This window comes from Variovorax sp. FW305-3-2-15-B-LB1, assembly GCF_058787635.1.
In genome coordinates this window covers 97,066-119,944 of record NZ_JBYSZY010000010.1, presented here as the reverse complement: position 1 = coordinate 119,944, position 22,879 = coordinate 97,066, and the positions used below count along the sequence as shown (strand labels likewise).

At 68.5% G+C, this 22,879-nt stretch carries 24 protein-coding genes; 19 read left to right on the top strand and 5 right to left on the bottom strand.

The features are described from left to right. Position 1: 1 nt before the first annotated feature. The 3 genes from AC3WQR_RS09130 to AC3WQR_RS09120 are packed head-to-tail and all read left to right on the top strand — an operon-like array spanning position 2 to position 2,430. Positions 2 to 649, top strand: coding sequence for a glutathione S-transferase family protein (locus AC3WQR_RS09130; protein ID WP_492741805.1), 648 nt, complete (start codon positions 2 to 4; stop codon positions 647 to 649). Positions 650 to 682: 33 nt separating this feature from the next. Beyond that, a complete protein-coding gene (locus tag AC3WQR_RS09125; RefSeq protein WP_095745943.1) occupies positions 683 to 1,480 on the top strand; it encodes an aldolase in 798 nt (265 codons plus the stop codon). 44 nt (positions 1,481 to 1,524) lie between these two features. Further along, complete coding sequence (locus AC3WQR_RS09120; protein ID WP_492741804.1) at positions 1,525 to 2,430, top strand: dihydrodipicolinate synthase family protein; 906 nt, start codon at positions 1,525 to 1,527, stop codon at positions 2,428 to 2,430. 381 nt (positions 2,431 to 2,811) lie between these two features. Here the strand turns inward: AC3WQR_RS09120 and AC3WQR_RS09115 are convergent, their stop codons facing one another. The 5 genes from AC3WQR_RS09115 to flgA all read right to left on the bottom strand — a co-directional run bounded on the left by AC3WQR_RS09115 (position 2,812) and on the right by flgA (position 5,756). Continuing rightward, the gene (locus AC3WQR_RS09115) at positions 2,812 to 3,645 is read right to left on the bottom strand and encodes a response regulator transcription factor (RefSeq protein WP_390350035.1); all 834 of its coding nucleotides are present in this window, start codon (positions 3,643 to 3,645) and stop codon (positions 2,812 to 2,814) included. 123 nt (positions 3,646 to 3,768) lie between these two features. Further along, positions 3,769 to 4,203, bottom strand: a complete 435-nt coding sequence (locus AC3WQR_RS09110; protein WP_492741803.1) for a YadA-like family protein — start codon at positions 4,201 to 4,203, stop codon at positions 3,769 to 3,771. Positions 4,204 to 4,212: 9 nt separating this feature from the next. Then, entirely contained in the window at positions 4,213 to 4,668 is a 456-nt protein-coding gene (locus AC3WQR_RS09105; RefSeq protein WP_492741802.1) for a flagella synthesis protein FlgN, read from the bottom strand. Then, positions 4,665 to 4,961 carry a flagellar biosynthesis anti-sigma factor FlgM gene (gene flgM, locus AC3WQR_RS09100; protein WP_492677384.1) on the bottom strand — a complete coding sequence of 99 codons (297 nt, stop codon included), beginning with the start codon at positions 4,959 to 4,961 and terminating at the stop codon, positions 4,665 to 4,667. Before flgM ends, AC3WQR_RS09105 begins: the two co-directional genes overlap by 4 nt. A gap of 96 nt (positions 4,962 to 5,057) precedes the next feature. After that, positions 5,058 to 5,756, bottom strand: coding sequence for a flagellar basal body P-ring formation chaperone FlgA (gene flgA / locus AC3WQR_RS09095; protein ID WP_492741801.1), 699 nt, complete (start codon positions 5,754 to 5,756; stop codon positions 5,058 to 5,060). A gap of 221 nt (positions 5,757 to 5,977) precedes the next feature. Here flgA and flgB point away from each other — a divergent pair, with 221 nt between their 5' ends. From flgB to flgK, 16 genes are all read left to right on the top strand, one after another. Next, positions 5,978 to 6,385, top strand: coding sequence for a flagellar basal body rod protein FlgB (gene flgB, locus AC3WQR_RS09090; RefSeq protein ID WP_062469229.1), 408 nt, complete (start codon positions 5,978 to 5,980; stop codon positions 6,383 to 6,385). Beyond that, positions 6,382 to 6,777, top strand: coding sequence for a flagellar basal body rod protein FlgC (flgC, locus tag AC3WQR_RS09085; RefSeq protein WP_307586288.1), 396 nt, complete (start codon positions 6,382 to 6,384; stop codon positions 6,775 to 6,777). The genes flgB and flgC overlap by 4 nt, the downstream gene beginning before the upstream one ends. Positions 6,778 to 6,821: 44 nt before the next feature. Next, a complete protein-coding gene (locus AC3WQR_RS09080) occupies positions 6,822 to 7,508 on the top strand; it encodes a flagellar hook assembly protein FlgD (protein WP_070061527.1) in 687 nt (228 codons plus the stop codon). An 82-nt stretch (positions 7,509 to 7,590) separates the two neighbouring features. Beyond that, positions 7,591 to 8,805, top strand: a complete 1,215-nt coding sequence (gene flgE / locus AC3WQR_RS09075) for a flagellar hook protein FlgE (RefSeq protein WP_095747489.1) — start codon at positions 7,591 to 7,593, stop codon at positions 8,803 to 8,805. A gap of 13 nt (positions 8,806 to 8,818) precedes the next feature. Then, complete coding sequence (locus AC3WQR_RS09070) at positions 8,819 to 9,565, top strand: flagellar basal body rod protein FlgF (protein WP_492741800.1); 747 nt, start codon at positions 8,819 to 8,821, stop codon at positions 9,563 to 9,565. A 23-nt stretch (positions 9,566 to 9,588) separates the two neighbouring features. Further along, the gene (gene flgG / locus AC3WQR_RS09065; RefSeq protein ID WP_070061530.1) at positions 9,589 to 10,371 is read left to right on the top strand and encodes a flagellar basal-body rod protein FlgG; all 783 of its coding nucleotides are present in this window, start codon (positions 9,589 to 9,591) and stop codon (positions 10,369 to 10,371) included. Further along, on the top strand, positions 10,371 to 11,066 hold the full coding sequence (locus AC3WQR_RS09060) for a flagellar basal body L-ring protein FlgH (protein WP_095946601.1): 696 nt from the start codon (positions 10,371 to 10,373) through the stop codon (positions 11,064 to 11,066). The genes flgG and AC3WQR_RS09060 overlap by 1 nt, the downstream gene beginning before the upstream one ends. Beyond that, positions 11,066 to 12,187 carry a flagellar basal body P-ring protein FlgI gene (locus AC3WQR_RS09055; RefSeq protein ID WP_492741799.1) on the top strand — a complete coding sequence of 374 codons (1,122 nt, stop codon included), beginning with the start codon at positions 11,066 to 11,068 and terminating at the stop codon, positions 12,185 to 12,187. Before AC3WQR_RS09060 ends, AC3WQR_RS09055 begins: the two co-directional genes overlap by 1 nt. Positions 12,188 to 12,197: 10 nt before the next feature. Further along, positions 12,198 to 13,190: a flagellar assembly peptidoglycan hydrolase FlgJ gene (flgJ, locus tag AC3WQR_RS09050; RefSeq protein ID WP_492741798.1), complete on the top strand. Its 993-nt coding sequence runs from the start codon at positions 12,198 to 12,200 to the stop codon at positions 13,188 to 13,190. Positions 13,191 to 13,260: 70 nt separating this feature from the next. Continuing rightward, entirely contained in the window at positions 13,261 to 14,826 is a 1,566-nt protein-coding gene (locus AC3WQR_RS09045; protein WP_492741797.1) for a methyl-accepting chemotaxis protein, read from the top strand. Positions 14,827 to 14,835: 9 nt separating this feature from the next. Further along, positions 14,836 to 15,117: a hypothetical protein gene (locus AC3WQR_RS09040; RefSeq protein WP_307637168.1), complete on the top strand. Its 282-nt coding sequence runs from the start codon at positions 14,836 to 14,838 to the stop codon at positions 15,115 to 15,117. Between the two features lie 190 nt (positions 15,118 to 15,307). Continuing rightward, complete coding sequence (locus tag AC3WQR_RS09035) at positions 15,308 to 16,888, top strand: methyl-accepting chemotaxis protein (protein ID WP_492741796.1); 1,581 nt, start codon at positions 15,308 to 15,310, stop codon at positions 16,886 to 16,888. Between the two features lie 16 nt (positions 16,889 to 16,904). Then, positions 16,905 to 18,527: a methyl-accepting chemotaxis protein gene (locus tag AC3WQR_RS09030; protein WP_492741795.1), complete on the top strand. Its 1,623-nt coding sequence runs from the start codon at positions 16,905 to 16,907 to the stop codon at positions 18,525 to 18,527. Between the two features lie 16 nt (positions 18,528 to 18,543). Continuing rightward, positions 18,544 to 19,068: a chemotaxis protein CheW gene (locus tag AC3WQR_RS09025; RefSeq protein ID WP_307586301.1), complete on the top strand. Its 525-nt coding sequence runs from the start codon at positions 18,544 to 18,546 to the stop codon at positions 19,066 to 19,068. Between the two features lie 10 nt (positions 19,069 to 19,078). Next, complete coding sequence (locus tag AC3WQR_RS09020; RefSeq protein ID WP_095946608.1) at positions 19,079 to 20,797, top strand: methyl-accepting chemotaxis protein; 1,719 nt, start codon at positions 19,079 to 19,081, stop codon at positions 20,795 to 20,797. 123 nt (positions 20,798 to 20,920) lie between these two features. Continuing rightward, positions 20,921 to 22,873, top strand: a complete 1,953-nt coding sequence (flgK, locus tag AC3WQR_RS09015) for a flagellar hook-associated protein FlgK (protein WP_492741794.1) — start codon at positions 20,921 to 20,923, stop codon at positions 22,871 to 22,873. The last annotated feature ends 6 nt before the right edge of the window (positions 22,874 to 22,879 follow it).

Genomic DNA, 22,879 nt, shown 5'->3' with positions numbered 1-22,879 from the left:
CATGCGCATCATCGACACACAGCGCTCCGGCAACTGTTGGAAGGTCCGGCTCCTGGCGAGCTTCGTGGGCATCGATCTGCAGCGAACCACGCTGTCGATCGACCGCGGCGACCTGCAGTCCGCAAGCTTCCTCGCCCACGCACCGATGAAGCGGGTGCCCGTGCTCGAACTGGACGACGGCCGCATGCTGAGCGAGTCGGGCGCCATCCTTTTCTATCTGGCGCAGGGCACGCCGTGGTGGCCCCAGGCGCTCCACGAGCAGGCGCAGACGCTCGCATGGATGCACTTCGAGCAAGAGCAGCACATGCGACCGTTGGCCCAGCTGCGGCTGCACCTGGCCCTGCGCAAAGACCTCACGCCCGCCGACGCCCCAGCGCGCGCGTGGCGCCAGGAAGGCCACGACGCGCTGGCGATTCTCGAAGCGCGCCTGGCAACAGGCCGGCAGTGGGTCTCCACGGAAACGGCACCGAGCATTTCGGACATCGCCCTGTATCCGTACACCCGCATGGCGCCGATGGGCGGCTTCGATCTCGGCCGCTACCCGCAGGTGCAGCGCTGGATCGACCGCATCGAAGGCCTGCCGGGCTACGCGCCTTTGTTTCCGGGACAACCGGACCTCACCCTTTCGACGCTCGAAACCTCGGGCTGACTTTTTCTCAACGCTGATACGGGAGCGATCGCTATGTCAGAAGACACTTTTTCCCTCAACAAAGAAGCCTTGATCGACAAGGCGAATGCCGAGATGGAAACGACCCTGTTGCCATCGGAGTACACGCTGCGCCAGAAGCTGGCGCTGACATGCCGCATCCTCTTCGAGAACGGGCACGACTCCGGCCTCGCGGGCCAGATCACCACGCGCACCGAGGTTCACGGCACCTACCTGACGCAGCGCCTGGGCCTGGGATTCGACGAGATATCGGAAGACAACCTGCTGGTCGTCGACGAAGACCTGAACGTCAAGTCCGGTTCAGGCATGGCCAACCCCGCCAACCGCTTCCACTCGTGGGTCTACCGTGCGCGGCCGGACGTCAACTGCATCATCCACACGCACGCCTTGCACGCGGCGGCCCTGAGCATGCTCGAAGTGCCGCTGGAGGTTTCCCACATGGACAACTGCGTGCTGTACGACGACGTGGCCTTCGTTCCGAAGTGGCCCGGCGTGCCGGTCGGCAACGAGGAGGGCGAGCTCATCTCGACGGCACTGGGCAGCAAGCGCACCTTGATGCTCTCGCACCATGGCCTGCTGGTGGCGGCCGAAAGCGTCGAGGCCGCCTGCGTGCTGGCGATCGCGTTCGAGCGCGCGGCCAGGATGCAGCTGCTGGCTGCGGCTGCAGGGGCGATCCAGCCCATCGATCCGGCCCTGGGCCGTGAAGCACACGACTGGATCCTGCGTCCCAAGCGCAACGAGGCGGCCTTCGCGTACTACGCGCGCCGCACCCTGCGCACCGGCCGCCACGCGGACTGCATCCGTTCGCGCTGAGCGGCGTGCATTCGATCCCTTCACCGAAAGATTCCGAAGCCATCATGAGCACTCCCTTCAAAGGCGTCATTTCCTACCCCGTCACGCCATTCGACAAGGCCTCGGGCCGTGTCGACCTTGCGGCCGTGCGCGGCCTCATCGACCGTCTCGTCGAACGCGGTTCGCACGGCATCGCCCCGCTGGGCAGCACCGGCGAAAGCGCCTACCTGGACGACGCCGAGTGGGACGCCGTCGCCGAAGCGTCGATCCAGCAGGTCAACAAGCGCCTGCCGGTCATCGTGGGCATTTCCGACCTGACGACGCGCAACGCGGTGCGCAAGGCGAAGTTCGCGGAAGCGGCGGGCGCCGATGCCGTGATGGTGCTTCCGGTGTCGTACTGGAAGCTCTCGGACGACGAGATCTTTCGCCACTACGCCACGATCTCGCAGGCCGTGGGCGTGCCGATCATGGTCTACAACAACCCGGCCACCAGCGGCGTCGACATGAAGCCGGAACTGATCGTCCGGATCGTCAAGGACATCGCGAACGCCACGATGGTGAAGGAGAGTTCGGGCGACATCCAGCGCATGCACACGCTGATGCAGCTGTCCGATGGCCGCATTCCGTTCTTCAACGGCAGCAACCCGCTGGCGCTCGAAGCCTTTGCGGCCGGCGCCATCGGCTGGTGCACCGCCGCGCCGAACCTGATCCCCGAGTGGCCCCTGGCGCTCTACGACATCTGCGCCGCAGGCGACCTGGACCGCGCGCGCTGCGTGTTCTACGCCCAGCTGCCGATCCTGCGCTTCATCCTGCAGGGTGGCCTGCCCACGACGATCAAGGCCGGCCTGGGCCTGCGCGGCTTCGAAGCGGGCGTGCCGCGCGCGCCGCTGCTCGGACTCGACAGCCAGGGCACCCAGGCGCTGCAGGCCCTGCTGAAGGCCATCGACGCGAAACCGCTGGCTGCGCTGTAGTTCTGCGCAGCCGCGCAAGGCTCCCGACGGTTTACTCCGGGTCGTCGGGGTGCTGCGGACCGGCCAGAAGGCCCAGCACCAACCCGCCGAGGACGATGGCCAGGGCAAGAATCAGCGATGCCTCTGCGAGTAGTCTCATGGTGTCCTGCAATGAATCTCCCCCTCACGATGTGCCCGCCATTGAACGTGCGTTCACTGACTGGCGGCTGAGTGCGGAAGCAGAAGGGTTTTGTGCGGGGCTTCAGCCTGTCTTCAGCTAAGGCGCGGATACTGGCGGCGACGGTCTTCTGGCGTTGGTAGAGGACGCTTCGGCACCCGCCCTTCGGGGTGGTTCCTCGAGGCCGGAGGTCGTCACGGTTTTCTTGTCGCGCGGGCGCATGTTCAGGCCCGCGCGCTTTCGCCGAGCCACACCGGCTCGTTCGAGGTGTCCGGGAAGTCCGCGGTGTCGATCAGCGGCGCCTCGTCGACGTCCGACGCGCGCCGCGCGGCCGGCGCCATGTGCCGCAGCTCGTAGCCCCTTCCATACACCGAGACCAGCACGAACTCGCCGCCCTTGTGCAGCGAGAGCTTGCGGCGGATGCTGGCCACGCAGCAGTCCAGCGTGCGGCTCGTGCGTTCGATGCGCGCATCCACCCACAGCGAGGCCAGCAGCCAGTCGCGCTCCAGCAGCCGGCCGGCGTTGCGAAACAGCAGCAGCGCCAGTTCGAACTCGCGTGGCTTCAGGCGCACCTCGGTGCCGTGGCACACCACCACGCGGCGCTCGCCCAGGAACTGGTAGTCGCCGAAGCACGCGGCCGTGGCGTGCGGCTGCAGCAACGTGCGGTTGCGCCGCAGCGATTCGCGCACGCGCAACTCCACCTCGAACTCGTCGACGGGCAGCACCGCGAAGTCGATGCTCGCGCCCTGCGTCTCGCCGCCCGCGGCCGACAGCACGTCGACCAGCAGGTCGCGTTGCGAGGCGCGCGCCACCAGGAAGATGGGAATGCGCAGCGCGCGGCACATCGCCGTGAGGATCGGCCAGGCGCCTTCATCCTTCAGCACCACCAGCAGCAGGCCGAACTGCAGGCCCTGGGTGATGGCCAGCAGGAAGTCCGTGCTGTCGTCGAAGCACACGGGATCGCAGCCCATCAGGCGCAGGCGGTTGCCCCAGCCGGCCTGCTGCGCCTCGTCGCAGCCCACCATCGCGATGCGGCGCGCGCCCTGCTGCGCGGCCATCACGCGCGGGCTCCCCGGCGTGCGACCTTCTCGTGACGGGGCGTTGGCGTGGCAGGAGAGGTCTTCATGTCGGTGGCATCCATGCGAAGGTGGTGAAGGGCGTCCCGGGGCGATGGCGTGGGCTCAGGGGCGGGCGGCGGCCGTGCTGCGCGGCAGCTTCCAGCCGATGCCCGCGTTGAAGCCCCAGTCCCGGCCCGTGCTGGACACGCCCATGCCCCAGGCCATGTCGCCGTCGTCCGAGCTGCGCTTGAAGCCCAGCGCCGCGGCCGAATAGCCCCGGTAGCTGCCGAAGGCCAGGCCGATCGACTGTTCGCCCGGCCGGTACGTCGGCACGTAGGCGGCCGACATGGCAATGGCCATGGCCGCGCCCGAGTAGGCGATGCGCGCCGTCTCGCCGACGGCCGCGCGCACCGGGTGCAGCTGGCCCAGGTTGATGGCGTCGTCCGGGCGCACGGCGGGCGCCAGTTCGAAGGCCTGGGCGCCGGCGCACGCGAGCCACAGCATCAGCACCCGCAGGATCGCGGTGCGTCGGGGAACGAAGCGTGCGGACGCGTTCACGGCTGGTGTTCAGCCGGCGGCCAGCCGGGTGCCCGCGCCGGCCTGCGTCTTGCGCACGCCGTCGGGGCCGTAGAAAGGTTGGGCGCGGGCCTGCAGGAAGTGCAGCGCCTGCTGCGTGAAGTCCAGGTGCGCGTACACCAGCGTGCCGTTGTGCAGGTTGCGGTTGCGCGCATCCTCTGCAAGCGCGAGCAGTTCGCTCCAGGCCTGGCGCGTCGGCGCACCGCCCGCGGCCGCGGCGGCATCTGCACCCGCGCGGCCGGGCCCGAAGCCCAGCGCCGCCTGCAGCGATTCGCGCTGTTGGTCGAGTTCGGCCATCCGGTCCAGCAGCGCGGTCTTGCGGCCGGCGATGGCGTTCAGCGCGTCGAAGTCACTGGCGGACATGGCCTGCGCCTCCTGGTCCAGCGCCACGACAAATTCCCCGATGCAGCCCGCTTCCGCGCGCAGGTGCGCCAGCAAGGTGCTCATGCCTGGCCCTTCGGTGCGAGCAGCTCGCGCACGCTGGCCAGCAGGCCGTCGGCGATGCGCTCGGGGCGGATCTCGTAGCGGCCGGCGCGGATGTCCTCGCGGATCGCGGCCACGCGCGCGGCGTCGAAATCGCTGCCCCCCACGGCGGCGGGCATCGCATGGACGAGCGCGGAAACGGGCGCCGCTTCCTTCGGGCGCTGCACGGCCTCGGCGGACGTCGACGGAGCCGGCGCGCCCGGTGCGGGCGTGCGGTGCAGGGGCGTGGCCGAAGGGGCGGTGGGATCGATTTTCAAGGTGATTCCTCAGGGGCTGACCCGTATATCGGCAGCCGGTGCAAGAACTTTAGGAAGGGCGTGCATGAAGTGAAGCCTGCGCCAACGCGGCGGCCGCTACTGCACCAGCCGGACCTGTCCTTCCTCGTCGGCCACGCCGCGGATCACCCGGCCGTCCAGCGTCTTGGCCTGCACCACCGCGCCCACCGCGGCGCCGCTCAGGGCCTTGGCTTCGGTGCTGACGACAAAGCCCGGCCCCTGCGCCACCACCTTCACGGCCTGGCCCTGCTGGATCACGGCGACGCCGCGCAGCAGTTCCTTGCGGATCGGAGCGCCGGGCGCGACGCGGTTGGCGCTCACCACGCCGACCAGTTCGGCCGCGCTGGTGACCACCGAGCGCGGCAGCCGCGTGAGGTCGCCGGTGCGCTCGACCACGTCGCCGGCGCCCAGCGCCCGGCCCGCGTCGATGGCACGCGCCGCCACCAGGTAGCGGCCTTCCACCGCGACACGCGCCTGCACGAAGCGCGTCCACGGCCGCTCGGCATGGCAACGCACACCCACCGAGATGCGGCCCCACGGCGTGACGCCCGGCGGCAGGAACACCTCGGGCGCTTCGCACGCGGGCAGGGCCTCGGTGCCGCGCCCTTCGAGGCTGACCGTCACCTTGCCCGGCAGGCCGGCACTTTGCACCTGGAGGTAGGTTTCGACCGCCTTCGCGGCCACGTCGCCGGCGAGCGCACCGGTCGACATCGCGCACGACACCCCCACTGCGCAGGCAGTGCGCAGCAGGCGTTGGCGAAGCGGCGAGAGGGTCATCGAAAGCGAAAGAAGAGGGCCAGAAAAATGAGGACGCCGATGCAGGAAAGCCGCAACCGGCGCCCCTGGATTCTTATGAATTCACCCCGCCGGCGAAGGTGCGAGCAGCAGGCGAAACCCCCCTTTGTTCGGGCGATTGCCAACGCGCCGCATGCATAGACTTGCTTTCCATCGGTCGCTGCGCCCCGTGCACTGGCGACGCCTCAACAGATGGAACAAAGATGATCGACAAGCTGGATGCGGCGTTTCGCTTCCACCGCGAAGCGCTCCATCTCCGGGCCCAGCGCCAGGAGGTGCTCGCGGCCAACATCGCCCATGCCGACACGCCGAACTACAAGGCGCGCGACTTCGACTTCGGCGCGCGCCTGAGCGAGGCCGTCGAGCGCGGCCGCGCCGCCTCGTCGGTGTCGATGGCCACCACCTCGTCGCGCCACCTCGCGGGCCAGGCGCAGGCCACGGCCGGCGACGACCTGCTGTACCGCGTGCCGCACCAGTCCAGCCTCGACGGCAACACGGTCGAGATGGACGTCGAGCGCGTCGCTTTCGCCGACAACGCGCTGCGCTACGAGTCGAACCTCACCCTCATCAACGCCAAGATCAAGTCGCTCCTGTCGGCGGTACAGCCATGAACATCTTCGACGTGGCGGGCTCCGCCATGACCGCGCAATCGCAGCGCATGAACGTGACCGCGAGCAACCTCGCCAACGCCGAGAGCGTGGCCGGCCCCGACGGCCAGCCCTACCGCGCCAAGCAGGTGGTGTTCGAAGTGGCGGCCTCGGGCCGCCGCGACATCGGCGGTGTCAAGGTGGCCGGTGTCATCGAAGACCCGTCGCCCGCCAAGCTGGTGTTCGACCCCAAGAGCCCGCACGCCAATGCGCAGGGCTACGTGGCGATGCCCAACGTCAACGTGGTCGAGGAAATGACCAACATGATCTCGGCCTCGCGCAGCTACCAGGCCAACGTCGAGGTGCTCAACACCGCCAAGACGCTGATGGTCAAGACGCTGACCATCGGCCAGTAACCCCCGCACGCCCACGCGCCTCCCGCAGGAAGAACACTGACCCCATGGCCCTCTCCGACACGTCGTCCATCAGCGGGCTGAACGCGCCCACGGCGGCGAACAGCAACAACAACGTCTCCAGTGCCGACAGCGAGCAGCGCTTTCTCAAGCTGCTCGTCACGCAGCTGAACAACCAGGACCCGCTCAACCCGATGCAGAACGCCGAGCTCACCTCGCAGCTCGCGCAGATGAGCACCGTGAGCGGCATCGAGAAGCTCAACGCCACGCTCTCCGGCCTGGTCAACCAGACCGGCGCCAACCAGCTGCTGCAGGCCACCTCGCTCATCGGCTACAACGTGCTGTCGCCCGGCGACGTGCTCACCACCAAGAAGCCCGAGGACGGCAAGGACCCCGCCACGCAGGCCTTCGCCGTGCAGCTGCCGGGCACCGCCGCCGACGTCGAGATCAAGATCGTCGACAGCACCGGCAAGGTGATCCGCACGCTCGACGCGGGCGCCATGAAGGAAGGCGTCAACGCCGTCACCTGGGACGGCAAGGACGACCTGGGCGTGGCGGTGCCGCCGGGTGCCTACCGCTTCACGGTCGATGCCAGCAACAACGGCACCACGGTGAAGGCCACCGCGCTCACCTTCTCGCAGGTGGCCGCCGTGAAGCAGGGCGCCGGCGGCGTCACGCTGGAGCTGGCCTCGGGCGCCAGCATCGGGCTGGGCGACGTGCGCCTGTTCCTCTGAGCTTTCGTCTTCGTCTTCGGCGTGGCCCGTGCGGGCCGCGCCCTTCGCACTCTTCTTCCTCGCACCGAACAAGGACCCCCTCATGAGTTTCTCCCAAGGCATCAGCGGACTCGGCGTGGCCGCGGCCAACCTCGACGTCATCGGCAACAACATCGCCAACTCGGGCACGGTGGGCTACAAGTCGGCCGCCGCCACCTTCCAGGACGTGTACGCCGGCTCGCGCGTGGGCCTGGGTGCCTCGGTGTCGGGCGTGACGCAGAACTTCACGCAGGGCGTGACGCAGTCGAGCACGCGCCCGCTGGACGTGGCCATCCTCAACGGCGACGGCTTCTTTCGCCTGGCCAGCCCCAGCGGCGAGGTCTTCTATTCGCGCAACGGCCAGTTCACGCGCGACAAGGACGGCTACATCGTCAACGCGCAGGGCCTGCAGCTCACCGGCTACGGCGCCAACGCCAGCGGCGGCATCAGCGGCGGCACGCCGGGCCCGATCCAGGTGCAGGGCGGCATGATGCCGCCCAAGCCCACGGCCAACATCGACGCGCAGTTCAACCTCGACGCGCGCAGCACGGTGCCCGCCAAGACGCCGTTCAACCCCACCGACGCGGCCACCTACAACTACCCGAACGCCATCGGCCCCATCTACGACTCGCTGGGCAACCCGCACGACGTGGCCGTGTACTTCGTGAAGACCGCGGCCAACACCTGGAACGTGTACGGCACCTCCGACGGCGCACCGCTGAACGGCGGCGCCGCGCTGTCCAACGTGACCTTCGACGCCAAGGGCGTCATGACCGCGCCGGCTTCGGGCGCGTTCAACATCGGGCCGCTCACCTTCACCAACGGCGCCTCGCCGCTCACCGCCTCGGTCGACCTCACGGGCACCACGCAGTTCGGCAGCGCCAACGGCATGAGCAAGCTGGGCCAGGACGGCTACAAGTCGGGCGAGCTCACCGCGTTCTCGATCAACCCCGACGGCACCATCACCGGCAAGTTCTCCAACGAGCAGACGCGCCTGCTGGGCCAGGTCGTGCTGTCGTCGTTCGCCAACCCGAACGGCCTGGAGCCCAAGGGCAACAACGTGTGGGCCGAGACGCAGGCCTCGGGCAACGCGCTCACCGGCACGCCGGGCGAAGGCACCAAGGCCGGCTCGCTGGCCTCGGGCGCGCTGGAGTCGTCCAACGTCGACCTGACCTCCGAGCTGGTGAACCTCATCGTCGCGCAGCGCAACTACCAGGCCAATGCGCAGACCGTGAAGACGCAGGACCAGGTCATGCAGACGCTCATGAACATCCGCTGATCGGGAGCACTTCGTGGATCGAATGCTGTATGTCGCCATGAGCGGCGCCAAGCAGGCCATGGAGCAGCAGGCCGTGGTCGCCAACAACATGGCGAACGTCTCGACGCCGGGTTTCCGCGCGCAGATCGCGACCTTCCGCGCCGTGCCCGTGGTCGGCGAAGAAGCGCCCACGCGCGCCTTCGTGGCCGCCACCACGCCCGGCGCCGACTTCACGCACGGCCCGCTCACGCAGACCGGCCGCGCGCTCGACGTGGCCGTGGGCGGCCCGGGCTGGCTGGTGGTGCAGGCGGCCGACGGCAGCGAGGCCTACACGCGCGTCGGCAACCTGCAGATCGGCGCCGACGGCCAGCTCACGACGATGGGCGGGCGCCCCGTGGTGGGCGACAACGGCGCGCTCACCGTGCCGCCGGGTTCGGCCGTGAGCATCGCGTCCAACGGCCTCGTGGGCTCGCGCGACGCGGCCTCGACCACGCTCACCGGCATCGCCGAGGTGGGGCGTCTCAAGCTGGTCAACCCGCCCGTGACCGACCTCGTGCGCGGCGACGACGGCCTGTTCCGCATGCGCGCCGACCTGCCACCGGCCGAGGCCGACGAGGCCGTCACGCTCATCTCGGGCGCCATCGAGGGCAGCAACGTGCAGCCTGTCGATGCCATGGTGGCCATGATCGCCAACGCCCGCAGCTTCGAGATGCAGATGAAGTCGCTGCAGACCGCCGACATCAACGCGCAGACCGCCAACAAGCTGCTGGCCTACGGCTGACCCTCTTCCAGGAACTCCTTTCAATGATCCGCTCCCTCTACATCGCCAAGACCGGCCTGGACGCGCAGCAGACGCAGCTCGACGTGGTCTCCAACAACCTGGCCAACGTCGGCACCACCGGCTTCAAGCGCAGCCGCGCCGTGTTCGAAGACCTGGTCTACCAGAACCTGCGCCAGGTCGGCGGCCAGAGCTCCGACCAGACGCGCCTGCCTTCGGGCCTGCAGGTGGGCACCGGCGTGCACGTGGTCGCCACCGAGCGCATCCACTCGCAGGGCAACCTCACCAAGACCGACAAGCCGACCGACGTGGCCATCAGTGGCAGCGGCTTCTTCCAGGTGCTGATGCCCGACGGCACCACCTCGTACACGCGCGACGGTTCGTTCCAGACCGACCGCGACGGCCAGCTGGTCACCGCCAGCGGCTTCCCGGTGCAACCGGCCATCACCATCCCGGCCAACGCCACCAGCATCACCGTGGGCCGCGACGGCATCGTGTCGGTGGTGCAGGCGGGCGGCACCAACACCGTGCAGGTCGGCCAGCTGCAGCTCGCGACCTTCGTCAACCCGACGGGCCTGCAGAGCAAGGGCGAGAACCTGTATGCCGAGACCGACGCCTCCGGCGCACCCAACCAGGTGAACCCCGGCGTGGACGGCGCGGGCACGCTGAGCCAGGGCTATGTGGAGGCCTCCAACGTCAACGTGGTGGAAGAACTGGTCAACATGATCGCCACGCAGCGCTCGTACGAGATCAACAGCAAGGCGGTCCAGACCTCGGACCAGATGCTGCAGCGCCTGGCCCAGTTGTGATGCGGGCGGGGGTGCGTCTTCTTCGCCGGGCGGCGGCGCTGCTGCTCGCCACCGCGCTGGCCGCCGGCTGCGCGCAGGTGCCGCGCGAGCCGCTGGTGCACCAGCCGATGACGGCGCGCGCCGACCAGTACGCGGCGGTGCAGGCGCGCCGCGCTCCCGGTGCGATCTTCCAGGACGGCCCCGGCGCCAATGCGCTGTTCGAAGACCGCCGCCCGCGCAACGTCGGCGACATCCTCACCATCCTCATCAGCGAGAAGGTCAACGCGACCAAGAACTCGGGCGCCAATGCCAGCCGCACGGGCAACACGACCAGCGTGTTCGCGGCCATTCCCAAGCTCATCGGCGGCCTGCTCGACGGGCAGGAGACCAAGCTGTCGGGCACCAACACGCTCAACGCCAAGGGCGGCGCCAACGCCAACAACACCTTCAACGGCGTGATCACCGTCACCGTGACCGACGTCATGGCCAACGGCAACCTGCTGGTGAGCGGCGAGAAGCAGATGGGCATCAACCAGGGCACCGAGTACATCCGCTTCTCGGGCGTGGTGAACCCGCGCACCGTGTCGGGCAACAACACCGTGCCCTCGACGCTGGTGGCCGATGCGCGCATCGAGTACTCGGCCAAGGGCTACATCGATGAGGCCCAGCATATGGGCTGGATGCAGCGCATCTTCTTGAACGTGATGCCATTCTGATGACACACCTCCAGGCTTCACCCCTTTCGAATCGCTGGCGCATCGCGGCGCTGTGCGCGCTCCTGTTCATCGCGCCCGCGCATGCGGAGCGCCTGAAGGAACTCGCCAGCATCCAGGGCGTGCGCGACAACCCGCTCATCGGCTACGGCCTCATGGTCGGCCTGGACGGCACGGGCGACCAGACGATGCAGACGCCGTTCACCACGCAGAGCCTGAACAACATGCTGCAGCAGCTGGGCATCACGATCCCGCAGGGCGTGAACATGCAGCTGAAGAACGTGGCGGCCGTCATGGTGACGGCCACGCTGCCGTCGTTCGCGCGGCCGGGGCAGAACATCGACGTCACCGTGTCGTCGATGGGCAATGCCAAGAGCCTGCGCGGCGGCACGCTGCTGATGACGCCGCTCAAGGGCGTGGACGGCGCGACCTACGCGGTGGCGCAGGGCAACATGGTGGTGGGTGGCGCGGGCGCCGCGGCCAACGGCAGCAAAGTGCAGGTCAACCAGTTGAGCTCGGGGCGCATTCCCGCCGGCGCGCTGGTGGAGCGCACGGTCGAGGCGCCGGTGGGCGCGGAGGGCTCCTTCACCATCGAGCTGAACCGCTCCGACTTCGGCACCGCGCAGCGCGCCACGGATGCCATCAACCGCCAGTTCGGTGCCGGCACCGCCGAAGCCATGGACGCGCGCGTGATCCGCGTGCAGGCGCCCGAGCCGCAGCGGCGCGTGGGCTTTCTCGCGCAGCTGCAGGAGCTCGAGGTCACGCCCACGCAGGCGGGCGCGCGGGTGGTGGTGAATGCGCGCACGGGCTCGGTCGTCATGAACCAGGCGGTGCGCGTGAAGGACTGCGCCGTCGCGCACGGCAACCTGTCGGTGGTGATCAACACCGAGCCGGTGATCAGCCAGCCGGGTGCGTTCTCGGGCGGCAGCACCGTGGTGGCGCAGACCTCGCAGATTTCCGTCAACCAGGGCGGCGGCGCGATCCAGATGGTGCGCGGCGGGGCCTCGCTGGCCGATGTGGTCAAGGGGCTCAACAGCCTGGGCGCCAACCCGCAGGACCTGGTGTCGATCCTGCAGGCCATGAAGTCGGCCGGCGCCCTGAGCGCCGAGCTCGAGATCATCTGAGGTCGACGGCATGACTATCTCTCCCAACAGTGCGTGGAGCGGCGCCGACGCGGCCAGCCGAAGCGGCGCGCTCGACCAGCGCTTTGCACTCGACGTGCAGGGCGTCGATGCGCTGCGGCGCACCGTGCGCACCTCGCCCGAAGAGGGCCTGCAGCAGGTCTCGCGCCAGTTCGAGGCGCTGTTCATGAACATGGTGCTCAAGAGCATGCGCGAGGCGACGCCTTCGAGCGGCCTGCTCGACAGCCAGGACCAGAAGGTCTACTTGTCGATGTTCGACCAGCAGCTCACGCAGAACCTTTCGGGGCGCGGCGTGGGGCTGGCCGAGGCGATGCTGGCGCAGCTTCGGCGGCAACTGCCTTCGGCGGCGACCGAAGCCGACGATGGCATCGGCACCCGGGCGATGTCGCTGGAGCCGGCCGCCGGCCTGCCGTACGGCCCGCGCGCGGGCATTCCCATCGGCTCGGCGCCGGGCGCGCGCGTGTCGACGGCGGCCGACCTGGGCGTCTATCAAGTCAGGAACGGCCCTGCACCCGCCGCGAACGCCTCGCTGCAAGGCCAGGTCGATGCGTTCGTGGACCGCATGGGCGCTTCGGCACAGGCGGCCAGCGCCGCCAGCGGCGTGCCCGCGCCGCTGATCCTGGCGCAGGCCGCGCTCGAATCCGGCTGGGGCAAGCGCGAGATCCGCGCCGACGACGGCACGCAAAGCTTCAACCTCTTCGGCATCAAGGCCGACAAGGGCTGGAAGGGCGCGACGGTCGAGACCACCACCACCGAGTACATCGACGGCGAGCCGCAGAAGGTGCGCGCGAAGTTCCGTGCTTACGCCTCGTACGAAGAGGCCTTCACCGACTACGCGCGCTTCATCACGCGCAACCCGCGCTACGCGAACGTGCTGGCCACCGCCGACCCGGCGCAGGCGGCGCACGGCCTGCAGCGCGCGGGCTATGCCACCGACCCGAAGTACGGCGAGAAGCTGGTTCGCATCATGCAGAAGTTCGGCTGAGCCCTTCGCACAGCCTGACTGCCCGGACCCGAGAACAACGACACGAGAGGCCCCGAGAGGAGACAAGCGAATGACGATAAAGAACTGGACGATCGGAATGCGGCTGGGCGCCGGCTTTGCGCTGGTGCTGGCGCTGCTGGTGGCCGTGGCGGGCATCGGCGTGCTGCGGCTGCAGGGCGTGGGCGAGGCCACGCAGGACATGGCCTCGCGCACCCTGTCCAAGGAGCGCCTGGCCACGGCCTGGCAGCTGGGCACGGCCACCAACAGCGTGCGCACCTTCTCGCTGCTCAAGAGCGACGACGCGCAGGTGCAGGCCCACCTGCAAAAGCAGATCGCCGCCACCAGCGCCACCATCTCCGAGACGCAGAAGGCGCTCGAGGCGCTGCTCGTGTCGCCGGAAGAGCTGGCGCTGAGCGCCGACATCCAGAAGCGGCGCGGCGAGTACATCGCGCTGCGCCAGCAGATCCTCCAGCTGAAGACCGAAGGCCGCAAGGACGAGGCCGCGACGCGCACCGACACGCAGCTGCTGCCGATGCTCGACGGCTACGACGCGGGCATCCGCGCCATGGTGGCGCACCAGCAAAAGCACATCGACAGCACCGCCGCGGCCATCGACGCGCAGTACCGTGCGGGCCTCATCTACATCGTCGCGCTGGCCGCGGCCGCGCTGGCGCTGGGCGCGGTGCTCGCATGGCTGCTCACGCGCAGCATCGCCGATCCGGTCGCCGAGGCGCTGCTGATCGCCGAGACCGTGGCCTCCGGCGACCTGAGCCAGGAGTTCGAGACCGAGCGCGGCGGCGACTTCGGCCGGCTGCTGCGCGGCATGGGCGAGATGGAAGACACGCTCACCGACCTCGTGACGCGCATCAAGGCCTCGACCGATTCGATCGCGGTGGCGTCGCGGCAGATTGCGGCGGGCAACCAGGATCTTTCTTCGCGTACCGAAGAGCAGGCGAGTTCGCTGGAGCAGACGGCAGCGTCGATGGAGGAGCTGACTTCGACGGTGAAGCAGAACGCGGACAACGCGCGGCAGGCGAACCAGCTGGCGGTGTCGGCTTCGGAAGTTGCCGTCAAAGGTGGGGCGGTCGTGTCGCAGGTCGTGGACACGATGGGGTCGATCAACGCCTCGTCCAGGAAGATCGTGGACATCATTGGCGTGATCGATGGCATCGCGTTCCAGACCAACATCCTGGCGTTGAATGCAGCGGTTGAAGCTGCGCGTGCCGGCGAACAAGGCCGAGGCTTCGCTGTCGTGGCCTCCGAAGTCCGCAGCCTCGCGCAACGCTCCGCAGCCGCCGCCAAGGAAATCAAGACCCTGATCGGCGACTCGGTAGAGAAGGTCGAAGAAGGCAGCAAGCAAGTCGCTGAAGCGGGCCGCACGATGGAAGAGATCGTGGGCAGCGTCAAGCGCGTGACGGACATCATGGGCGAGATCACCGCCGCGAGCCAGGAGCAGACCTCGGGCATCGAACAGATCAACCAGGCGATCACGCAGATGGACCAGGTCACGCAGCAGAACGCGGCGCTGGTCGAAGAAGCCTCGGCGGCGGCGCAATCGCTGCAGGAGCAGGCCGGCGCCCTGGTCGAGGCCGTGAGCACCTTCAAGCTCGACGCCGACGAAGCCGTTGCGGCCTGAGAACGCCCCGTGTCCACGCATTTCCATCCGAAAGCCTTGCGCCGTGTCGGCATGGGCTTCGCCGCATTGCTCCTGCTGCTGGCCGTGGCGCTCTTCCTCGGCTTCCATGTCGGCACTGGCTGCGCCTGGGCGCTCCATGCCGTGTGGGCGCTGGCGGGCGCCGCCGGCCTGACGGGCCTGGGTCTCGCGGGCTTCGCGGCGCACGCGCGGGCCCGTGCAAGTCACCACGACGCCAAGGTGGCCGAGCGGCTGGACCGGGTGTTCCAGCACGTCAACGCCACCGACGCCTGACAGAGAACGCATGCGCCCGCGCCCCGATCCGCGCCTTTCTTTAGAAAAAAGACTCAAGTCTGGCGGCGCGCTGCCGATAACAGGGAGACGGGGTGGCGCAGGCCGCTGCCCCGCCATGCCGTCATGTCATGCCGGTGGCCCGCCGCGCGATGCGGCCACCGTCCCCCGTTATTGAAGGAAGAAAAGCGCAATGAGTTTGAAGGATCTGAAAATCGGCACCCGCCTGGGGCTCGGCTTCGCGGTGCTGCTGCTGCTGATGGCGTTCATTGCGGGCACGGGCGTGCTGCGCCTGACGAACGTGGGGCAGGCCACCGACGAGATGGTGCAGGGCGCGCTGGTCAAGGAACGGCTGGCGGCCGAATGGCTCAGCCTGCTCAAGTCGAACACGGTGGCCAACTACGCGATGGTCAAGACCACCGACCCCGAGGTGGCGGCCTATTTCGCCAAGCTCCAGGCGGCGGGTTCGGCGCGCATCACGCCGGCGCAGAAGCAGCTGGAAGCCATGCTCGCCACGCCGGAAGAAAAGGCGCTCTATGCCGCGGTGGTCGCGGCGCGCGTGGTCGTGCTCGAGACCGTGGGCACGCTCAACAAGCTCAAGGACGAGAAGAAGATCGACGAAGCCAATGTGCTGGTCGACACCAAGTTCAGCGCGGCGCTCGCCGTCTACGCCGGCGCCGTCGAGAACCTGGCCAACCACCAGCGCGAGAAGATCGACGCCGCCGCCAAGGGCATCGCGGCTGACCACACCGAGGGCCGCACCACGCTGCTCGTGCTCTCGGCCATCGCGCTGGCGCTGGGCGCGCTGTTCGCATGGCGCCTCACGCTGGGCATCGTGCGCCCGCTGGGCCACGCGCTCGAAGTGGCCGAGACCGTGGCTGCCGGCGACCTGAGCGCGGACATCCGCGTGGACAGCCGCGACGAGACCGGGCAGCTGATGCAGGCGCTGAAGGACATGAACGCCAACTTGGCGAAGGTGGTGGGCGAAGTGCGCACGGGCACGGAGACGATCGCCACGGCCTCGGGGCAGATTGCTTCGGGCAACCAGGACCTGTCGTCGCGCACGGAAGAGCAGGCCAGTTCGCTGGAGCAGACGGCAGCGTCGATGGAAGAGCTGACTTCGACGGTGAAGCAGAACGCGGACAACGCGCGGCAAGCGAATCAGCTGGCAGTCTCTGCCTCTGAGGTCGCCGTCAAGGGTGGCGCGGTGGTGTCGCAGGTGGTGGACACGATGGGCTCGATCAATGCGTCCTCCAAGAAGATCGTCGACATCATCGGCGTCATCGATGGCATCGCGTTCCAGACCAACATCCTAGCGTTGAATGCGGCGGTTGAAGCTGCGCGTGCCGGTGAGCAAGGTCGAGGCTTTGCGGTGGTCGCATCCGAAGTCCGCAGCCTCGCCCAACGCTCCGCAGCCGCCGCCAAGGAAATCAAGACCCTCATCGGCGACTCGGTGGAAAAGGTCGAAGAAGGCAGCAAGCAAGTCGCAGAAGCCGGCCGCACGATGGAAGAAATCGTCGGCAGCGTGAAGCGCGTGACCGACATCATGGGCGAGATCACGGCCGCCAGCCAGGAGCAGACCTCGGGCATCGAGCAGATCAACCAGGCGATCACGCAGATGGACCAGGTGACGCAGCAGAACGCGGCACTGGTCGAAGAAGCCTCGGCGGCCGCGCAGTCGCTGCAGGAGCAGGCGGGCAGCCTGTCGCAGGTCGTCGGCGTGTTCCGCCTCGGCGGCAGCAGCAGCCACGGCAACGCGCTGGCCTTGGCCTGAAGGCGACGCACCGGCCATGCGTGTCAATCTGCCCGTCACCGACATCGAATACGAACTCTCGAAGGAAGAGGCCCTGGTGTCCCGCACCGACCTCAAGGGCCGCATCACCTATGTCAACCCGGCCTTCGTCGCGGCCAGCGGCTTCACGGCCGCCGAACTCCTGGGCAAGGCGCACAACATCGTGCGCCACCCCGACGTGCCGCCCGAGGCCTTCGCCGACCTGTGGCGCACGCTCGACCAGGGCCTGCCCTGGACCGGGCTGATCAAGAACCGGCGCAAGAACGGCGACTTCTACTGGGTGCTCGCCAACGTCACGCCGATCCGCCACCAGGGCCGCGTGGAGGGCTACATGTCCGTGCGCAGCCGCCCCGCGCGCGACGACGTGGCCGCCGCCGATGCGCTCTACCGCCGCATGCGCGAGGGCGAAGCCAAGGGCCTTGAACTGTTGCAGGGCGAAGTGGTGCGCAGCGGCTGGGCCAATCCGTTGGCGCGGCTGCGGCGCATCCCGGTGCGCCGCCGCGTGTTCGGCGTGACCGTCGCGGCGGCGGTGCTGTCAGCGGGCCTGGGCGCGATGGGCTGGACGGAAGCGTCCCGTCTGGCCGCTGCGTCCGGCGCGCACAGCTGGCTGCCCAACGCCGTGGCAGCGGGCGGCCTCGCCGCCGCGCTGGCGTGGCTGGGCCTGGGGGCGTTCCTCGGGCGCACGGTGTTCCGTCCGCTCGACGAAGCCATCGAGGTGGCACGCACCATCGCGGGCGGCGACCTGGTGCGCTTCACGGTGCGGCCCGGCGACGAGATCGCGGGGCTGTTGCGCGCGCTGAACCAGATGAGCGCCAACCTCTTCGCCATCGTCGCCGACGTGGGCGCGAACGTCGCGGGCGTGATGTCGGCGTCGAGCCAGATCGCCTCGGGCAACGAGGACCTGTCCTCGCGCACCGAGCAGCAGGCCAGTTCGCTCGAGCAGACGGCCGCATCGATGGAAGAGCTGACCTCGACCGTGAAGCAGAACGCGGACAACGCGCTGCAGGCGAACCAGCTGGCCGTCTCCGCCTCCGAAGTGGCGGTGAAGGGCGGCGCCGTGGTGTCGCAGGTCGTGGACACGATGGGCTCGATCAATGCCTCGTCGAAAAAGATCGTCGACATCATCGGCGTGATCGACGGCATCGCGTTCCAGACCAACATCCTCGCGCTGAACGCGGCCGTCGAGGCGGCCCGCGCGGGCGAGCAAGGCAAGGGCTTCGCCGTGGTCGCTTCGGAAGTGCGCAGCCTCGCGCAGCGCTCGGCCGCTGCGGCCAAAGAAATCAAGACCCTCATCGGCGACTCGGTGGAGAAGGTCGAGGCGGGCAGCAAGCAGGTGGCCGAGGCCGGCCGGACCATGCAGGAGATCGTCGGCAGCGTGAAGCGCGTGACCGACATCATGGGCGAGATCACGACCGCGAGCCAGGAGCAGACCTCGGGCATCGAGCAGATCAACCAGGCCATCGCGCAGATGGACCAGGTGACGCAGCAGAACGCCGCGCTGGTCGAGGAAGCGTCGGCCACGGCGCAGTCGCTGCAGGAACAGGCGGAGGGCCTGGTCAGGGCCGCAGGGGTATTCAGGACCGGGGCGGGCGAGGGTGCCGGCGCCCGGGATGCGTATTGAACGAGGAGAAGAACACATGTTGAACAACACCAGAGACACATCGCCGCGATCGAACGGCGCGGCCCCGTCCGCGTCCGCCGTGGCCAACCGCCTGGAGGTCGTGACCTTCAAGCTCGGCGACGAGGAATACGGCATCGACATCCAGAAGGTGCAGGAGCTGCGCGGCTACGACGCCGTGACGCGCATCGCGAACGCGCCGGACTACATCAAGGGCGTGGTCAACCTGCGCGGCATCATCGTGCCGATCATCGACATGCGCATCAAGTTCGAGCTGGGCGCGCCCACCTACGACCAGTTCACGGTGGTGATCGTGCTGAACATCTCGGGCCGTGTGGTGGGCATGGTGGTCGATAGCGTGTCCGACGTGATCACGCTCACGGCCGAGCAGATCAAGCCGGCGCCCGAGATGGGCTCGGTGCTCGACACCGACTACCTGATCGGCCTGGGCACGCTGGACGAACGCATGCTGATCCTGGTGGACATCGACCGGCTGATGTCCAGCGAAGAAATGGGCCTCATCGAAGCCGCCGCCACCGTTTGAGGACCATCCCATGACATTCTTTTCGAACCTGCGCATCGGCACCCGCCTGACCCTTGCCTTCGCCATCGTGCTGGGGCTGACGCTCATCTCCAGCGCCGTGGGGCTGATGTCGGCGCACAAGAACGCCGAAGCCACGCGCATCATGATGCAGAGCCCGCTGGCCAAGGAGCGGCTCATTTCCGACTGGTACGTGCTGACCTACTCGGCCATCGCGCGCACCTCGATGATCGCGCGCACCACCGACGAGGCGCTGCCGATGCTGTTCGCCGACGTGATCTCCGAGAGCGTGAAGAAGGGCAGCGAGACCATGGCCAAGGTCGAGGCGCTGCTGGTCACCGACGAAGAAAAAGCGACCTACAAGTCCATCGTCGAGCTGCGCGCCAAGTACCAGGCCGCCAAGGACGAGGTGACCCGCGCCAAGGCCAGCGGCAACACGGTCGAGACCGTGCGCGCCTACCAGCTGTCGTTTCAGCCGGCCGCCAAGGCCTACGAGAACCGCGTGCTCGAACTGCTGGCCATCGAGCGCCGCGCCATCGACGACATGAGCCACGCCATCGACGCGGCGAATGCGAAGAGCTTCAACCTGCGGCTGCTGCTGACGGCGCTCACGGTGTTGCTGGGCGGCCTGTTCGCCTTCTTCATCTCGCGCAGCATCGTGCGCCCGCTGGCCAAGGCCGTGGGCGTGGCCGAGACGGTGGCGGCCGGCGACCTGAGCGCGAACATCCGCGTGGACAGCCGCGACGAGACGGGCCAGCTGATGCAGGCACTGAAGGACATGAACGCGAATCTCGCGAAGGTGGTGGGTGAAGTGCGCACGGGCACGGAGACCATCGCCACGGCCTCGGGGCAGATCGCTTCGGGCAACCAGGACCTGTCGTCGCGCACGGAAGAGCAGGCGAGTTCGCTGGAGCAGACGGCGGCATCGATGGAAGAGCTGACCTCGACGGTGAAGCAGAACGCGGACAACGCGCGTCAAGCCAATCAGCTGGCGGTGTCGGCTTCGGAAGTTGCAGTGAAGGGCGGCGCCGTGGTCTCGCAGGTCGTGGACACGATGGGATCGATCAACGCCTCGTCGAAAAAGATCGTCGACATCATCGGCGTGATCGACGGCATCGCGTTCCAGACCAACATCCTCGCGCTGAATGCGGCGGTGGAAGCCGCTCGCGCCGGTGAACAAGGCCGTGGCTTTGCGGTGGTCGCATCAGAAGTCCGCAGCCTCGCCCAACGCTCCGCAGCCGCTGCGAAGGAAATCAAGACCCTGATCGGCGACTCGGTGGAAAAGGTCGAAGAAGGCAGCAAGCAGGTCGCAGAAGCCGGCCGCACGATGGAAGAGATCGTGGGCAGCGTCAAGCGCGTGACCGACATCATGGGCGAGATCACGGCGGCGAGCCAGGAACAGACCTCGGGCATCGAGCAGATCAACCAGGCGATCACGCAGATGGACCAGGTGACGCAGCAGAACGCGGCGCTGGTCGAAGAAGCTTCGGCCGCCGCGCAGTCGCTGCAGGAGCAGGCCGGCGCCCTCGTGCAGGCCGTGAGCGTCTTCAAGCTCGACGCGAACGCGGTCGCGACGACCCGCGCCAGCTTCACGCGCATCACGCCGATTCCCAAGCCGCCGAAGCCGACGCCCAAGCCGCGTGCCAAGGCGCTGCCCACGCGCCGCGAACCCACCGGGACGCCGCAGCTGGCCATGGCCGGCGATGCCAAGGGCGACTGGTCGGAGTTCTGAGAAAGACGGCATGAATGTGTGCGCCCTCAACTTCGGGCGCGCGCTGCCGATAACCATGGGGAGGCATCGCGTGATGCCGCTCCCCCACACCCCTTTGACAGGTAAAGCCTTATGTCCGGAAGCATGTTCTACACAGGTCTGAGCGGCCTCGCGGTCGCCCGCACCGCGCTGATGACCACGGCCCACAACACCGCCAACGTGTACACGGCCGGCTACAGCCGCCAGATCGCGCAGATCGCCTCCGCCGGCGGCATTGCCAGCGGCTCGGGCTTCATCGGCTCGGGCGCCAACGTGACGACCGTGTCGCGCAGCTACGACCGCTACCTCACGGCGCAGCTGGCCACCGCGCAGTCGCAGTCGGCCGCGCTGGCCACCAACGGCGTGCAGGTCAACCGCATCGACCAGCTGCTGGCCGACAAGACCTCGGGCATCGCGCCGCTGATGCAGAGCTTCTTCACCAGCGTGCAGGGCGTGGCCAACACGCCGGCCGACCCGGCGGCGCGCCAGCAGATGATCAGCGCGGCGCAGTCGCTGGCCAGCAAGTTCCGCGCGACCGACCAGTACCTGTCGGACCTGAACACCTCGGTCAACGAGCAGATCGTGGGCAGCGTGAGCCAGATCAACACCTACGCCGCCAAGATCGCCAGCCTGAACCAGCAGATCAGCCAGATGAGCGCGGTGGCCGGCGGCCAGGCGCCGAACGACCTGCTCGACCAGCGCGACCAGCTCGTGAGCGAGCTGAGCCAGGTGGTCGACGTGCGCGTGCTGCAGCAGGACGACGGCAAGTACAACGTGTTCATCGCCACCGGCCAGTCGCTGGTGGTGGGCGACCATGCCTCCAAGATGGCGGCGGTGACGTCGTCGGCCGACCCCACGCGCCAGGTGGTGGCCCTGTCGGGCTTTGCCGGCAACACCGTCGAGCTCGACGACAGCGCCTTCACCGGCGGCGTGCTCGGCGGCCTCATGGCCTTTCGCAAGGACACGCTGATCCCCACGCAGAACGCCATCGGCCGGCTCGCCATGTCGGTGGCCGACGCGGTGAACGCGCAGCACAAGCTGGGCGTGGACCTGAACGGCGCACTGGGCCAGAACTTCTTCTCGCAGGCCGTGCCGGGCACGATCGCCAACGCCGGCAACAGCGGCAACCTCGAGCTTGGCGCCACGCTGACCGATGCGTCCAAGCTCACCACGAGCGACTACAACGTGAGCGTCACCGACGTGGGAGGCACGCTCACCTACACGGTCACGCGGCTCTCGGACAAGACGCCGATGGGCAGCTTCACCACCTTCCCGATCAGCTTCGACGGCGTGAGCCTCACGGCCGCGAGCGGCACGGCGCAGGCGGGCGATTCGTTCCTGGTGCAGCCCACGCGCACCGGCGCGCGCGATCTCGAGGTGCTGGTGCGCGACCCGGCCAAGGTGGCCGCCGCGTCGCCCGTGATCACCGGCAACACCGCGGGCAACAAGGGCAGCGGCGCACTGGGCGCGGCCACCGTCGATGCGGCCTACCCGGGCTCGCCGCTGGCCGGCAACGTCACGCTGAGCTTCAACGCGGGCACCGGCACGCTGTCGGGCTTTCCGGCCGGCTCGGCCGTGACCGTCACGCGCGCCGACGGCACCGCCACCAGCTACCCGGCCGGCACGCCCGTGCCGTACACGGCCGGCGCGAAGATGAGCTTCGACGGCATCACCGTGGCCATGACGGGCGCGCCCGCGCAGGGCGACACCTTCACCATCGGCAAGAACACCGGCGGCGTCTCCGACGGCGGCAACGCGCTGCTGCTGGGCGCGCTGCAGCGCAAGACCACGATGTCGAACGGCACCGCGACCTTCAACGGCGCCTACTCGCAGCTGGTGAGCGACGTCGGCAACCGCGCCATGTCGATCAAGGTGGCCGCCGTCACGCAGGACAGCGTCACCGGCCAGATCAAGGCCAGCCAGCGCGCGATTTCCGGCGTGGTGCAGGACGAGGAAACCGGCAACCTGCTGATGTTCCAGCAGATGTACCAGGCCAACGCCAAGGTGATCCAGACCGCCTCGGCGATGTTCGACGCCATCCTCGGCATCCGCAGCTAGTCGTTC

Coding starts and splice junctions, on each gene's coding strand:
- AC3WQR_RS09030 (WP_492741795.1), top strand. CDS start 16,905: ATGCGTGTCAATCTGCCCGTCACCGACATCGAATACGAACTCTCGAAG.
- flgJ (WP_492741798.1), top strand. CDS start 12,198: ATGACTATCTCTCCCAACAGTGCGTGGAGCGGCGCCGACGCGGCCAGC.
- AC3WQR_RS09115 (WP_390350035.1), bottom strand. CDS start 3,645: ATGGCCGCGCAGCAGGGCGCGCGCCGCATCGCGATGGTGGGCTGCGAC.
- AC3WQR_RS09125 (WP_095745943.1), top strand. CDS start 683: ATGTCAGAAGACACTTTTTCCCTCAACAAAGAAGCCTTGATCGACAAG.
- AC3WQR_RS09080 (WP_070061527.1), top strand. CDS start 6,822: ATGGCCCTCTCCGACACGTCGTCCATCAGCGGGCTGAACGCGCCCACG.
- flgB (WP_062469229.1), top strand. CDS start 5,978: ATGATCGACAAGCTGGATGCGGCGTTTCGCTTCCACCGCGAAGCGCTC.
- flgG (WP_070061530.1), top strand. CDS start 9,589: ATGATCCGCTCCCTCTACATCGCCAAGACCGGCCTGGACGCGCAGCAG.
- AC3WQR_RS09035 (WP_492741796.1), top strand. CDS start 15,308: ATGAGTTTGAAGGATCTGAAAATCGGCACCCGCCTGGGGCTCGGCTTC.
- AC3WQR_RS09120 (WP_492741804.1), top strand. CDS start 1,525: ATGAGCACTCCCTTCAAAGGCGTCATTTCCTACCCCGTCACGCCATTC.
- flgA (WP_492741801.1), bottom strand. CDS start 5,756: ATGACCCTCTCGCCGCTTCGCCAACGCCTGCTGCGCACTGCCTGCGCA.
- AC3WQR_RS09060 (WP_095946601.1), top strand. CDS start 10,371: ATGCGGGCGGGGGTGCGTCTTCTTCGCCGGGCGGCGGCGCTGCTGCTC.
- flgK (WP_492741794.1), top strand. CDS start 20,921: ATGTTCTACACAGGTCTGAGCGGCCTCGCGGTCGCCCGCACCGCGCTG.
- AC3WQR_RS09055 (WP_492741799.1), top strand. CDS start 11,066: ATGACACACCTCCAGGCTTCACCCCTTTCGAATCGCTGGCGCATCGCG.
- AC3WQR_RS09020 (WP_095946608.1), top strand. CDS start 19,079: ATGACATTCTTTTCGAACCTGCGCATCGGCACCCGCCTGACCCTTGCC.
- AC3WQR_RS09130 (WP_492741805.1), top strand. CDS start 2: ATGCGCATCATCGACACACAGCGCTCCGGCAACTGTTGGAAGGTCCGG.
- AC3WQR_RS09025 (WP_307586301.1), top strand. CDS start 18,544: ATGTTGAACAACACCAGAGACACATCGCCGCGATCGAACGGCGCGGCC.
- flgE (WP_095747489.1), top strand. CDS start 7,591: ATGAGTTTCTCCCAAGGCATCAGCGGACTCGGCGTGGCCGCGGCCAAC.
- AC3WQR_RS09045 (WP_492741797.1), top strand. CDS start 13,261: ATGACGATAAAGAACTGGACGATCGGAATGCGGCTGGGCGCCGGCTTT.
- flgC (WP_307586288.1), top strand. CDS start 6,382: ATGAACATCTTCGACGTGGCGGGCTCCGCCATGACCGCGCAATCGCAG.
- AC3WQR_RS09105 (WP_492741802.1), bottom strand. CDS start 4,668: ATGAGCACCTTGCTGGCGCACCTGCGCGCGGAAGCGGGCTGCATCGGG.